Here is a 14,986-nt window from a genome sequence, read left to right as displayed (position 1 = left end):
TATTTTATGTTTTTTCATCTATTATATAAATTATTCTCGTTAGTTCGTTTCTTTTGAATGAATAAAAATTTTTCATAAAGAAACGAACATATTATTTTAAAGGAGGTATTTTTTAGTGAATAATTTTTTATTGGGTCTACAATTTTTAACACGCATCACTATCAAGAAAAATCTTGATTGGTCTGAAAAAGCTTGTGGTGGCAGTGTTAAATTTTTCCCTTTAATTGGTGCAATTTTAGGTATAATATATGTTCTAGTGGGTTATGTGATATATTATTTATTGCCTAGTTTTAATATTTATCTATCAGCACATCTCATAGGTTTTATCCTTCTATTTTGCAATATCTTTTTGACAGGAGCACTTCACTGCGATGGCTTCACTGATACTATGGACGGTATTTTATCAGGAAGAAAACGCGAACGTATCTTAGAAATCATGAAGGATAGTCGCGTAGGTGCTCATGGTGCTACTTGTTTAATTCTAGTTTTGATTGGCAAATATAGTATGTTTACTGATTTAATGGTAAATCAAAATATTTATATTACTCATACTCAATTTTTCAACAGCTTATTTGCTTTATTCTTAATGCCGATTATCGCTCGTTGTTGCATGAGTATCGCTGTAGTCTTATTCCCTTATGCTCGCAAAGAAGGTCTTGGTAAAGCTTTTCATGAATATTCTTCTAAAAAAAATATGGCTTTTGCTCTTCTTTTCACGTTTATCATTTCATTACTTCTAGGCACTATTGGCGTTATTGCTCTTATCTTTACTATAATTATTATGTATTTGTTCAATCGCTATGTTGCAAATCTAATCGGAGGTTTAACAGGCGATGTATATGGTGCTACTGCAGAAATAGGTGAATTAGTAGTTCTATTTGTTTTTGTCTTAGCACAATCTTTTATATGATTTAATTTTCAAGTTAAAAATTAAGGAGGATTTTCTTTGACTAAGCTTATTTTAATTCGTCATGGTAGAACACTTTGGAATAGTTTTGGAAAATTTCAGGGACAATCTGATATTGAATTATCTCAAGAAGGAATTTCACAAGCTGAAAAACTAGCTGAAAATTTTCCTGTTACTCATATAGATAGAGTATATAGCAGTAATCTAAAACGAGCTTATATCACTGGAGAAATAATCGCTAAAAAATTTAATGTGCCAATCATCAAAGATAAACGCCTTTGTGAGGTTTCTTTCGGCTCTTGGGAAGGTTTAACTTATGATGAAATTCATGAAAAATGGCCTAATGAAATCGAAACTATGTTTTCTACTCCAGATGTTTTGACTATGCCTGAAGGAGAATCTTTTGCTCAAGTGCAAAAACGTGGCGTTGAAGCTCTTTTAGATATTGTAAACAAACACCCTGATGAAACTATTGCCATCACAGCTCATGGTGGAATTTTACGCACTTTACTTGCTTATGCTTTGCATATGCCACTTCGCTATATTTGGACTTTAAGACAAGATAACACCGCTGTAAATATCGTTACTTTTTATGGCGATAAAATCAATGTTGAATTATTAAATAGCACAGCACATCTTAGCCTTACACAATTGCCAAAATTAGGTCGTTTTTCTTAATTAACGAGGTTTATTATGACAAAAAAATATCTTATTTTACCTCAAAATGGTGGCGATAAATTTCGTCAGCTTCTTGCTTCTATGCCCGGAACAGCTCAAGAACAAAAAATCATGCAAGAAGCTACTATTAAACATGTAGAAATTGATGTAAATAACAATTCATGGGAAATCCTCATGCAAACTTACAATGGTATACCTGATGAATTATTAGCTAAAGCTTCATCATATATCTCGCAAAAATGCAATATTCCCACTGTAATTTTTTATCAAGATATTGTGGACTTGCCACAAGAAGTAGCCCGCCATTGGTCTATCATTATTCAAAATGCAGCTAATGGTAACCCTACTTTATTTTCCATTTTAAACCAAGCTAGTCATAGTGTTGATGGCAATAAAATCATGATAGATTTCAAAGGCGACCATATTGAAGATATTTTACGCTCTCATAATATTGAAGAAACTATATCTCAAGCTGTTCAAGCTATGGTACATTGCCCTTGTCATGTTATCTGTCGCATTGATAGTCAACAACAACCTGCAATAAATAATACTTTAGCTGATTTTGACCCTGAATCTTATCTTCGTCAACTTCAACAACAAGCTAAAACACAAAACCATACAGTCAGCAAAAATAATACACCGTCATCACCTACTAATAATGCAGATAATCCTGCACCAAAATTCCGTCGCAAAAGTGAACGCAAATTAATGATTGATAACATTCCTGAAGAACATATTGAAATCACTAGCATTGATGGCGAAATGAAAAATATCGTTTTACGCGGTCGCATTTTCAATATCAATAATCGTGAATTCAATACAGGAACTAATCTTTTAACTTTTGACCTAGCAGATGAATCTGATGGTATTTCTTGTAAAGTATTCTTAAAAAATAAAGATGACTTTGAAGAAGTAATGTCTGCTCTAAAAAAAGCTGATATTGTCAAAATAAAAGGCTCTATCCGTTTTGACTCTTATCTCAATGATTATGTAATGATGCCACTTAATATCTGTTTGTCTGAATTACCAAAAAGAGAAGATAGAGCTATCGAAAAACGCGTAGAACTACACGCACATACACATATGAGCAATATGGACGCTGTTGTATCTGCAAAAGAATTGATATCCACTGCCGCTCGTTGGGGCTGGCCTGCTATCGCTATCACTGACCATGGTGTAGTTCAAGCCTTCCCAGAAGCGATGAAAGCTGCCAAAGATAATAAAATAAAAGTAATCTATGGTATTGAAGGATATCTGACAGGCGATGATTATCAACAGCGCAGAGCTAATCACATCATCATGTTAGCCAAAAATTCTATCGGTCTTAGAAATATTTATCGAATGGTCTCCTTATCTCATTTGAAATATCTCTATAAATCAAGACCTAGATTACCGAAAAAAATCATCTCTGAATTGCGTGAAGGCGTAATCATCGGTTCGGCTTGTGAAGCAGGTGAATTAATCAGAGCTATTGTAAATAATGAAAGCGATGAAAAATTATTAGAAATAGCTAGTTTTTATGATTATCTTGAAATTCAACCAATCGGCAATAATGCCTTTTTAATCCGCAACGAAAATTTCCCTGATGTTCAAACTGATGAAGACTTAATAAAAATCAATTTAAAAGTTGCTGAGCTTGCTAAAAAATTAAATAAAATGCTCATAGCGACTTGTGATGTTCATTTCTTAAATGCCAAAGATAGTATTTATCGTGCTATTTTAATGAAAGGCAAAGGTTTTGAAGATGCGGAAAAACAACCGCCATTATATCTTCGCACAACTGATGAAATGCTCAAAGAGTTTAGCTATTTAGGCGAAGAATTAGCCTATGAAGCAGTCGTTACCAACCCACGCAAAATAGCAGATATGGTAGAAGTCTTCAAACCTATTCCTGATGAATTATATTCACCTATGATACCAGGAGCTGACCAAGAAATTCACGATATGTCATATGCCAAAGCTCGTGAATTATACGGTGAAAATCTGCCTAAAGTAGTACAAGACCGCTTAGAATTAGAATTAAATTCCATCATTGGTCATGGTTTTGCCGTGCTTTATTTAATCGCTCATAAACTCGTAAAAAAATCACTTGATGATGGCTATCTTGTTGGTTCTAGGGGTTCAGTTGGTTCTTCCTTTGTCGCTACTATGACGAATATAACAGAAGTAAATCCTCTACCACCACATTGGCGCTGTCCTCATTGTCGCCACAGCGAATTTATTGAAGATGGTACTTATGGTTGTGGTTTTGATATGCCAGATAAAGATTGCCCTCATTGCGGAACTAAAATGATTAAAGATGGCCATGATATTCCATTTGCTGTATTCATGGGATTTGACGGCGATAAAGTTCCTGATATTGACTTGAATTTCTCTGGTGATTATCAACCAGTAGCTCATAAATACACTGAAGAATTATTCGGCAAAGATAATGTTTTCCGTGCAGGAACTATCGCCACTGTAGCTGATAAAACTGCTTATGGTTATGTAAAAAAATTCTTTGACGAAAAAGGTATTAAAAAACGTGATGCTTATATCAACAGTCTTGTAAATGGTTGCACTGGTGTAAAACGCACTACAGGGCAACACCCTGGCGGTATCATGGTTATTCCTCGTAATATGGACGTACATCACTTCACACCAATTCAAAGACCTGCTGACGATACTACGACAAATACGATAACTACACATTTTGATTACCACTCTATCAGTAGCCGTCTAGTAAAATTAGATATACTTGGGCACGATGATCCTACAGTAATAAAAATGCTCGAAAATATAACTCATCGCGACCCTAGAACTATTCCTTTTGATGACCCAGCTACTATGAGTATTTTTTCGTCTACAGAAGCACTTGGTGTAACGCCAGAAGAACTCGGTGCTACATCTGGCACATTTGGTATTCCTGAATTTAGAACACCATTTACACGTCAAATGCTTGATGATACTAAGCCCCAAAAATTCAGTGATTTAGTGCGTATCAGTGGATTTTCTCATGGTACTAATGTGTGGCTTGAAAATGCTCAAGATTTAATCACTTCAGGAACTTGCACTGTTTCCGATGCGATTTCTTGTCGTGATGACATCATGATGCATTTAATTCACAGTGGTATTGACCCATTATTTTCCTTTAAAACTATGGAAAAAGTGCGTAAAGGTAAAGGGCTTAGCGAAGATGATATTAAAGTCATGAAAGATGGCGGTATCCCTCAATGGTATATTGATTCTTGTCTAAAAATAAAATATCTCTTTCCACGTGCCCATGCCACAGCTTATGTTATGATGGCATATCGCATAGCCTTTTGCAAAGTTCACTATCCACTTGCCTTTTATGCTGCTTATTTCTCCATTCGTGCTGCTGAATTTGATGCAGATATTATTTCTAAAGGTAAATTAGCTGTTCGCGATAAACTCGACGAAATCATTGAACTTGAAAAACAGAAAAAATTATCCGTAAAAGATAAAGGCTTCCAAGTAGTTTTAGAACTTGCTTGGGAAATGTATCTTCGTGGTTTTTCTGTAGAAAAAATAGACCTTTATAAATCAAATGCTGATAAATTCATCTTACATGAAAAATCTCTATTACCGCCATTTACTGCCCTTACTGGTATCAGTACTATGGCTGCAAACAATATCGTTCAAGCTCGCCTTGAAGGCGAATTCACTTCTATTGATGACCTCAAAAAACGTGCTAGTTTATCTACACCAATTGTTGAACGCTTGCGTGAACATGGTTGCTTAGATGGTCTACAAGAAAGTGACCAAATTTCCTTATTCAGTTAAAAATCAAAAATTAAATAAAAACTCATCAGAAAGGATTTATCATGAAACGAACACTTTCACTTTCCCAAAATATTTTAGTTGGGTCTATGCTATTTGGTATGTTCTTTGGTGCAGGAAATTTAATATTTCCTGTACATCTAGGACAAGAAGCCGGCAGTAATATTTTTCTAGCTAATATCGGCTTTATGCTAACTGCCATTGGTCTTCCATTTTTAGGTATTGTCGCTATGGGTATTTCTCGTAGTGAAGGTCTTTTTGATTTAGCTAGTCGCATTAATAAACCTTATGCTCATTTTGTTACTGTACTTTTATATCTCACAATTGGGCCTGCTTTTGCAATTCCACGTACAGCAGCAGTTTCTTATGAAATAGGTTTATCTAGCCATGTTGATGCTTCCATGCAAACAATTTATTTAGCAATTTTTTCACTTATTTTCTTTGTTTTAGCATTAGCATTTGCTTTAAAACCAGGTAAAATTCTCACATGGATTGGTAAGATTTTAAATCCACTCTTTTTAGTATTTATTGCAATTTTAATGGTAACTGCTTTAATCAATCCAATGGGTTCACCTGATGCTATGCCTGTACAGGAAGCGTATCAACAAGAAGCTTTCTTCAAAGGTTTCACTGAAGGCTACAACACTATGGACGCTTTAGCTTCTCTTGCTTTTGGTATCATCGTTATTCATACATTGCACAATCTAGGATTAAAAAATCCAAAAGATGTAGCTTATGGTACATTAAAAGCAGGTATTGTTGTTTTAATTCTCATGGGCATTATCTACAGTTTCTTAGCTTATATTGGCGCTTGCAGTCTAGGGCAATTTGCTTTATCTGCTAATGGTGGTATTGCTCTTGCTCAAATCTCCACTTATTATTTTGGTTCATTTGGTCATATTCTGTTAGCTCTTACTGTTACTATAGCTTGCTTAAAAACTTCCATCGGTCTTATCACTGCTTGTTCCACTACATTTAGTGAATTATATCCTAACTCTTTTAGCTACAGAACATATGCTTTTATCTTCACTATTGTTTCTTTCTTAATTGCTAATGTTGGTTTAACTAGTATCATTTTCTTAGCTATTCCAATTCTCATGTTATTATATCCATTAGCTATAACACTTATCATCTTAGCATTTATCAGTGCAATTTTTGGCTATCATCGTTATGTATATTCTGTAACCACACTTTTCACTTTATTTGCAGCTATCGGTGATATGTTAAATGCCCTACCTTTTGGACTAAATAACACAGCTACTATCAGCGCTATTATTGAAGTATATAAAAATACTTTGCCATTTTTTGATATGGGCATGGGCTGGATTGTCCCTTCCATCATCGGTCTTGTCATTGGCGTTATTATTTCTTTTATTAAAAAAGATTAAAAAAATGCGGTAACACTTATTTGTGTTACCGCTTTTCTTATTTTTTAGAATAAACGCCTATTGTCAATTCATTTAATTTTGGATATTTCGTATTGCCAAGCTTTCTAAATATTATAGCTACAATTAAAGTAAACAATACTACTAATACATAAAAAATCATAGAATTAACAGCTGTCATAACTATATTAAATTTTGCCATAAATAAAGCTAAATAAGTGATTGCCACAGGATGGGCTAAATATACAAAATATGAATGTCTACCTAATAGAGAAAATAAACTAGTTCCTATTTTAGCTAAAAATCCATATTGAAATTCTGCAAATAAATATAAGCTAGCACCTAAAGTATAAACAAGACCAGCTGGAGATAATTGATGAGCTGTATTTATCGCTCCTTCTGGAGAATAACCATTGTAATAAATACAATAATAATAATATGCTAATAACCCAATCAAGCTTATAAAACCAAAAGCTCTTAATTTATTCAAATTATCTCTCATGAAGATTTTAAATTCATCATAATGTACAGATACATATCCACCTAATAAAAAGATAAATACATAATGTATTACCCAATAATTTAAACGATACATAAAAATAGCTTTAACTATTTCATTTTGAATGCCATATGGGTTCATCAAAAAGCTTGAATAATAATCTACTGCCATTTGAAAAACAAATAAAACTACTAATAATACAATATTTAATCTTTTTACAATAAAAATCCACAGTGGCATTAAAGCATAAAACCAAACCAATAATATCATGAAATACAACTGATAACATGCTAAACCAAAAAATAAAATGCCAATCAAATTCAATGGATGAAGTAAATACAACGTTTGATTTGTTATTGTATAATGCAAAATATAAAAAATAGACCATACAAGATAAGGGATTAACACTGTTTTAAATCTACGCTTCATAAAATTTTTATAATTAAATTTTTCCTGTAAATCTAAATTATAAAATAAGCCAAAAGCAGAGATAAAGAAAAAAATAGGTACTGAAAATCTTGTTACAATTTCATACAAAGCCAATAATTGTAAATTAGGAGTGGGATTATTCATCAAGTATTGTGAACCCACATGTATAGCAACTACGCCTAGCATGGATATTCCACGCATATATTCAATAGCTGGCACTCTCTCTTTTTTTATACTCACATGAATACCTCTTTTATTATTTATTTTTATTCATCATAGCAAATCCATCTTCAAAATACAATAACTACTACATAATACACTAATAAAGCAGGATATTTAACCATACGTATTGAATAGTATAGATAAAGTCCCTAAAATGTAAATACGAAAAATTTTTAAATAAAATAAAAAAATAAAGCAGGATTTTTATAATTATGTGTAGAATGTATTTACGTTATGGCAAAAATCATCTATAATTAAATAGTTTTATTGAAAGGTGAGTTTATATGCGTACACAAAACTTGCACGATGATTTTGTTGAACAAGTACGTTCTTCTTCAGATATCTTATCTGTCATCTCAAGTTACGTTCATCTCAAAAAACGAGGTAATCGCTATTGGGGTTGTTGCCCCTTTCACAATGAAAAAACACCTTCATTTTCTGTAGTTCCCCAACAGGGATTTTTTTATTGCTTTGGTTGTCATGCTGGTGGTAATCTATTTAAATTTATATCTCTTATAGAGAATATTTCTTATTATGAAGCCATAAAACTACAAGCCCAAAGATTGAATATCCCTATACCGACTACGAAAAAAAGTGCTGACGAACTCAAACAAGAACAACAAAAAGATTCATTGTTTAAAATACATGAACTGGCGGGTTCTTTTTTTCATAATTGTTTAACTCGTACCTCTCTTGGAGAAGCTGGTAGAGCATACTTTTCTTCTCGCCAAATAAATTCAGATATAATTACGAAATTTAAACTTGGCTTTGCTCCTAACCTTTGGGATAAACTATTTACCTCTTTTACTAAACGAGGCATTACTAAAGAGTTACTTGCTAAAGCAGGTCTAATCACTATAAAAGATTCTGGTAAAGTCTATGACCGTTTTCGCAATCGCATAATCATTCCTATCATGAATGAACATGGTCAAATCTGTGGCTTTGGTGGCAGAATTATCAATCCAAATGATTCTCCCAAATATTTAAATTCACCAGAAACACTTATTTTCAATAAAAGACATTTGCTATTTGGTTTAGATCATGCACAAAAATCAATAAAAGAAAATAACTTCAGTATTGTTGTTGAAGGTTATATGGATGCTATCGCATTACATAGTCATAATATTACTAATGCTGTAGCGTCATTGGGTACTGCATTTACTGCTCAACAATGTAGAAAAATTCTTCGCTATTCACCAAATATCTATTTTTGCTATGATAGTGACAATGCTGGGCAAGCTGCTACTATGCGAGCTTTAGCTATCGCTAGCAGTAATGGTGCTAATGTTAAAGTAATCACCATTCCTGATGGCAAAGACCCAGATGAATTTTTACGCCATCATGGTAACAAAGAATTTTATGCATTAATTGATAAAGCTCTTCCGCTAATGGAATATCAATTGCAATATGTATTAAAATCAACAGACCGCAATACTTTAGAAGGAAAGCTTTTAGCAGTAAACCAATTAATGCCACTTTTAGCTAATATTACAAACACTGTCGAACGCAATGAATATATTATTCGTATATCAAATGTTTTGGGTATAGATGAAGGCGTTATTCGCAGTGATTTGCAACGACAAAATTCGCAAAGAAAATTTAATGCATATGATGTCTCTACAGATAATCTTCCTGGAATAAATTCACGCAAAGCATTCTCTGAAAAAAAAGATGCTTTGACCATGGCAGGAAGATGTATCATCAAAAAAATTTGGCATGAAGCTAGTATTTTAGATTATGTTCTAAATCTTATACCAGCTGAAGAATTTCCCAATAAAACTCATGGAGAAATTCTAAAATATTTAGCAAGTACACTTGCTAATAATCAGCCTTTTACAGATATTGATGCTGCTGAGAAACTAAGTGATACCGCTTATAGTGAACTTTCACATTGTTTAGTTGAAGAATTTACAACTGATGATGACATTCAACTCACTGAAGATTGTCTAAAACTTTTACGTCGTTATTATCTAAATAGTAATTATGAAAAACATCGCCTTTTAGCAGATGAATTACAACGAAATGGCGACAGTAGATTTTTAGAAGAATTAAAAATTAGTCAACAAATACGAATGGAAATGGATAATTTATCCTCGTAGAGCTCCTATAAATCTGGAGACATAAGCCCTATACCTATAATAAATTAAGAGGAGGCATGTAATAATGGCTCAATCCAAAAAAAATGTAAAAGCCGTTAAAGATACTAATGCAGCAGCTGCTGCCAGCTTAGACGCAATCAGTAAGTTATTAGATAAAGGTAAAAAGACTGGCGTTTTAACTTACAATGAAATTATGGAATCCCTTCAATCAGTTGACATGTCACCAGATGAAATAGACGAATTATACGATACATTCACCAAACGTGGCATTGACATCATTGATAATGGTAATGATATAGGACCAGATGATGATTCTAATCTCAAAGATGATGAAGATGATATTGATATTGACCTTAGCATTCCTGAAGGTATAAATATCGATGACCCTGTTAGAATGTATCTTAAAGAAATTGGTCGTGTTCCATTATTATCTGCTGATGAAGAAATAAAATTAGCAAAACGCATGGAAGATGGGGATCTTGAAGCTCAAAAACGCCTAGCAGAAGCAAACTTACGTCTTGTTGTAAGTATTGCTAAACGTTATGTTGGTCGTGGCATGCTCTTTTTGGACTTAATCCAAGAAGGTAACTTAGGCTTAATAAAAGCTGTTGAAAAATTCGATTACAATAAAGGCTACAAATTTAGTACTTATGCTACATGGTGGATTCGTCAAGCCATTACTCGTGCTATTGCCGACCAAGCTCGTACTATTCGTATTCCTGTCCACATGGTTGAAACCATCAATAAATTAATTCGCGTATCTCGTCAACTTCTCCAATCCTTAGGACGTGAACCAAGCCCTGAAGAAATAGCAAAAGAAATGGACGTAAGTGTAGATCGCGTACGTGAAATCATGAAAATAGCTCAAGAACCAGTATCTTTGGAAACACCTATCGGTGAAGAAGAAGATTCTCATCTTGGAGATTTCATTGAAGACCATGATGCACCAGCTCCTGCTGAAGCAGCATCTTTTGTACTTTTAAAAGAACAATTAGAAGATGTTCTTGATACTTTAACTGAACGTGAAGAAAAAGTTCTTCGCCTTCGCTTTGGTTTAGATGATGGTCGTGCTCGTACTTTGGAAGAAGTAGGTCAAAATTTTGGTGTAACACGTGAACGTATTCGCCAAATTGAAGCAAAAGCACTTCGCAAACTTCGTCATCCTAGCCGTAGTAAAAAATTAAAAGATTTCTTAGAATAAGCTTTGTTTAAAGCCTATTTATTGCTTATATAAATAGGCTTTATAAATTCTTTAAAAAGTTTATAAAAAAGTGTTGACAATATAGTTAATAATGTATTATAATAATTTCCGTTGGTGATGAGACATTCCTCGATAGCTCAGTTGGTAGAGCAATCGGCTGTTAACCGATCGGTCGTAGGTTCGAGTCCTACTCGAGGAGCCATTTTCTAACAAGATTGTAAGATTCCTTGATAGCTCAGTTGGTAGAGCAATCGGCTGTTAACCGATCGGTCGTAGGTTCGAGTCCTACTCAAGGAGCCATTTTTATTTGGGCCTATAGCTCAGCGGTAGAGCCCCCGGCTCATAACCGGTTGGTCCCTGGTTCGAATCCAGGTGGGCCCACCACTTAATAAAGATGATAAGCTTCCATAGAAATATGGAAGTTTTTTTGTTGCCTTTTTTACTAAAAATAATATAATTATAATTTACAAAAAGCTAGATTATTTTAATCTAGCTTTTTATTATAATAAAATATAATTTAACGCATTTGCTCTAATGTATATTGTATTTTATTTGTTAAATAATATGTTTTAAAATATTCAATAGGAATTTCTTTATTATTTATTTTTCCATAAGTAATAGAACGAAATAATAATAATGGTGTTCCTTTTTTTACATTTAAATATTTACACACATTTTCATCTGCTGATACAGCTTCTAACCTTAATTTTGAACGTACTATCTTATATAAATATTTTTTTTCTATAATATTATACAATGACTCATACTCAAAATTATATTTTTCTATTCCTTCAAAGTATTTATATGGCAAATATGCTGTAGTTAAACAAATAGGCTCACTATTTGCATAATAAATACGCTTTAACATATACAATTTACTATCAATCTCAATATTTAATTCATTGCTACGTTTACTAAAACAAGGTATTATTTCTGAATTTAAAACTTTTCTAGATACACACATTCCTAATTTAGTAATTTCTTCAGTATAACCACATATTTTTGATAAAGATTGTTCTTCTATATTATCTTTTACAAAACAACCTTTACCTTGTACCTTATATAAATATCCTTCATTAGATAATTCTTCTAATGCCTTTCTAGCTGTTATTCTACTAACATTATACTGTTGCATTAATTTACTTTCACTAGGTACCATTTGTCCAGCCGTTAAAATTTCATCATTTATCATTTTTATTAAATCTTGTTTTATAATATAATATTTAGGCGACGAATGCGACATAAGAAACCTCTTTTCTCTTCAACTATATATTTATTATAACATAATTAATATAAAATAATCCCTGAATAATTTATTAAATTTTCCGAATTTTAAAACGGTATTGCAATATTATAATATTATGTTATTATAATATTATAATAACATAATATGTAAGGTGATGATTATATGTCTTTAGAAAAAAAAATTATGGGTACTATTGCAGGAATGACTTTAGGAGATTCTTTAGGTATGCCTGGTGAATTATGGCCTAAATCAAAAATTAAAAATCAATTAGGTTTTATTGATACATTTATGGATGGTCCGCAAAACAACGAAGTAGCTTGTTATTTTTCAGCAGGTCAATTTACTGATGATTCCGCTCAAGCACTATTATTTTTAGATGCTATTTGTGAATATAATACTATTCCTGATGCAAATATATTAGCTCAAAAATTATTAAAATGGATTAAAAATGTAGATGGTTTTGAAAAAAACCTATTAGGAGCTAGTTCTAAAGCCGCATTATTAGCTCATAGTAAAAATGAAGACTACAAACTATATACATCTAAAGCTGAAACAAATGGTGCTGCTATGAGAATTGCTCCATTAGGTTGTATTATTGACTATTCTGATTTAAATAAAATGGCTCAAGCTGTCGCTAAAATTAGTAGTGTTACTCATTCTACAGATGTAACTATCGCTGGAGCTAGTATGATAGCTCAAGCTGTTGCTAGTGCTATTTATGGAAAAAATTTTGATGATATCCTAGATGATGTTTTTAAAATTCATGATATAGCATTATCATTAGGTACACCTACTTACAATGCAAATTCTAAAGCTCGATTAAAAGTAGCAATATCACTTTTAGATAAATGTACAAATGATAATGATGTAAGCAAAATGATTTATGAAGTAATTGGAACAGGTGTTTTATCTAGCGAAGCTGTTCCTGCTGCTTTAACTATTGCTTATTATTGTCAAGAACCTGAAAAAGCTGCCATCATGTCTGCTAATTTAGGTGGTGATACAGATACAATTGGTGCTATGGCTTGTGCTATCTGTGGAGCATATAAAGGTATAGATTCTATTCGTCCTGAATGGATCTATACATTAGAAAAAGCAAATAATATCAATTTTAAAAATTATACACAAAAAATTTTAACTGCAAGAAAATTTTTTAAATTATAATTAGAGGTGAGATTTATATGCAAACAAATATTTTTGTTGATAAAAAAGAACGAACCGGTAAACCTCATGAATTATTTGGAATATGGATGGCTACGCAAATAGGTATATTAGGACTTATTTATGGTGCTATTATTGTTAGCTACGAATTAAGTTTCATACAGTCTATTTTAGCTGCATTTGTTGGTGCGTTATCTTTTATTTTAGTTGGATATTTAAGTCTATCTGGAAAAATCGGCGGAACCACTATGTTTAATCTATCTCGTGCTGTTTTTGGCGTACATGGTAATTATATTCCTACATTATGTGGTTGGATTAATCTAGTTGGTTGGATGTGTGTAAATGTTGTAACAGCTACCTTAACACTACTTACTTTATTAGGTATTTTAGGTATAAATACTAATACTTTTACTACAATTATAGCTTTAATAATTCTAGCTATATTAATAGCTATTTCTGGATTTTTAAGTCAAGAATCTTTAGTAAAATTACAAAGTTTTTTCACATATGTTTTTGGTTTAATGACATTAATTGTATTAGGTTTTTTATTACTAAAAACTAATTGGGACCTCTTATTTGCTCTACCTAGTGGAAATTGGATTTCTGGATTTCTTCCAGCTGTATCTATAATAATTGCTGGTACAGGTATTAGTTGGGCAATTGCTGCTGCTGATTATAGTGTTTATCAAGATCCTAAAAATTCAGATTTTGCTATAATCTTATCTACTACATTAGCCGGTTTTATACCTCTATTCATTTTAATGTCAATGGGAATTTTAATGACTAGCACAGTTCCAGATTTTCTAAGTGTTCCTAATCCTATTGATGTAATAGGTTCTCAATTACCTACATGGATGACAATCCCTTATTTAATAACTGCATTAGTAGGTTTAGTTGCACCATCTGTTATTAGTTTACGTTCTGCTAGAGTAAATTTATCTACTTTAAATATAAAAGTAAATAATTTTACAGCAATAAGTATCCATGTAATCATTATGTTAGCTTTAGGTATATATGTATTATTTATCAGTGATAGCTTTTTAAGTATATTTCAATCATTCTTAGGTTTAATTGGTATAGCTTTAGCTGGTTGGTCTGCTGTATTTTTAACAGATTTTGTACTATTTAGAAAAAAATTTGGATATCCCGAAAAATTATTAACTGGTGAAAATAACTTTAATTTATATAACTATACCGGGATTTTTAGTTGGTTTTTAGGAGTATTTTTAGGATTTTTATTTACTAACTGTGTCTTCTTTGATGGACCTTTTGCTAATGGCATATTTTACAATAATAGTTTAGGTATGTTAATCACTTTTATTTCTAGTGGAATTTTTTATATTATTTTATCTAAAATATTTAATAGTGAGGATATCTAA

Annotated in this window: 10 protein-coding genes and 3 tRNA genes; 11 read left to right on the top strand and 2 right to left on the bottom strand. The window is 32.2% G+C overall.

Going from position 1 to position 14,986, the window contains the following annotated elements:
- Positions 1 to 115 precede the first annotated feature (115 nt).
- The 4 genes from cobS to brnQ are packed head-to-tail and all read left to right on the top strand — an operon-like array spanning position 116 to position 6,753.
- Positions 116 to 910 (top strand): adenosylcobinamide-GDP ribazoletransferase, encoded by a 795-nt coding sequence (gene cobS, locus BMX03_RS04370; RefSeq protein ID WP_091694045.1) that lies wholly within the window; start codon positions 116 to 118, stop codon positions 908 to 910.
- 36 nt (positions 911 to 946) lie between these two features.
- On the top strand, positions 947 to 1,585 hold the full coding sequence (locus BMX03_RS04365) for a histidine phosphatase family protein (protein ID WP_022228289.1): 639 nt from the start codon (positions 947 to 949) through the stop codon (positions 1,583 to 1,585).
- 15 nt (positions 1,586 to 1,600) lie between these two features.
- Positions 1,601 to 5,368, top strand: coding sequence for a PolC-type DNA polymerase III (locus BMX03_RS04360; RefSeq protein ID WP_091694042.1), 3,768 nt, complete (start codon positions 1,601 to 1,603; stop codon positions 5,366 to 5,368).
- Between the two features lie 41 nt (positions 5,369 to 5,409).
- Entirely contained in the window at positions 5,410 to 6,753 is a 1,344-nt protein-coding gene (gene brnQ / locus BMX03_RS04355; RefSeq protein WP_075555127.1) for a branched-chain amino acid transport system II carrier protein, read from the top strand.
- 37 nt (positions 6,754 to 6,790) lie between these two features.
- On the opposite strand, the gene BMX03_RS04350 is transcribed toward brnQ, so the two are convergent.
- A complete protein-coding gene (locus tag BMX03_RS04350) occupies positions 6,791 to 7,918 on the bottom strand; it encodes an acyltransferase (RefSeq protein WP_091694040.1) in 1,128 nt (375 codons plus the stop codon).
- 266 nt (positions 7,919 to 8,184) lie between these two features.
- Here BMX03_RS04350 and dnaG point away from each other — a divergent pair, with 266 nt between their 5' ends.
- From dnaG to BMX03_RS04325, 5 genes are all read left to right on the top strand, one after another.
- Positions 8,185 to 9,999: a DNA primase gene (gene dnaG / locus BMX03_RS04345; RefSeq protein WP_008538967.1), complete on the top strand. Its 1,815-nt coding sequence runs from the start codon at positions 8,185 to 8,187 to the stop codon at positions 9,997 to 9,999.
- 64 nt (positions 10,000 to 10,063) lie between these two features.
- A complete protein-coding gene (rpoD, locus tag BMX03_RS04340) occupies positions 10,064 to 11,200 on the top strand; it encodes an RNA polymerase sigma factor RpoD (RefSeq protein ID WP_008538968.1) in 1,137 nt (378 codons plus the stop codon).
- Between the two features lie 126 nt (positions 11,201 to 11,326).
- A tRNA-Asn gene (locus BMX03_RS04335) sits at positions 11,327 to 11,402 on the top strand.
- A 22-nt stretch (positions 11,403 to 11,424) separates the two neighbouring features.
- Positions 11,425 to 11,500: transfer RNA gene (locus BMX03_RS04330), tRNA-Asn, on the top strand.
- Between the two features lie 9 nt (positions 11,501 to 11,509).
- Positions 11,510 to 11,584 (top strand) — tRNA-Ile (locus tag BMX03_RS04325).
- A gap of 133 nt (positions 11,585 to 11,717) precedes the next feature.
- On the opposite strand, the gene BMX03_RS04320 is transcribed toward BMX03_RS04325, so the two are convergent.
- Entirely contained in the window at positions 11,718 to 12,443 is a 726-nt protein-coding gene (locus BMX03_RS04320) for a GntR family transcriptional regulator (RefSeq protein WP_091694036.1), read from the bottom strand.
- Between the two features lie 165 nt (positions 12,444 to 12,608).
- On the opposite strand from BMX03_RS04320, the gene BMX03_RS04315 reads away from it, so the two are divergent.
- Positions 12,609 to 13,610: an ADP-ribosylglycohydrolase family protein gene (locus tag BMX03_RS04315; RefSeq protein WP_091694034.1), complete on the top strand. Its 1,002-nt coding sequence runs from the start codon at positions 12,609 to 12,611 to the stop codon at positions 13,608 to 13,610.
- A 17-nt stretch (positions 13,611 to 13,627) separates the two neighbouring features.
- Positions 13,628 to 14,986, top strand: coding sequence for a purine-cytosine permease family protein (locus tag BMX03_RS04310; protein WP_015562993.1), 1,359 nt, complete (start codon positions 13,628 to 13,630; stop codon positions 14,984 to 14,986).

The organism is Megamonas sp. Calf98-2, from assembly GCF_900110235.1.
Taxonomy (GTDB): Bacteria; Bacillota; Negativicutes; order Selenomonadales; family Selenomonadaceae; genus Megamonas; species Megamonas funiformis.
This window is presented reverse-complemented; position numbering and strand designations above follow the sequence as displayed.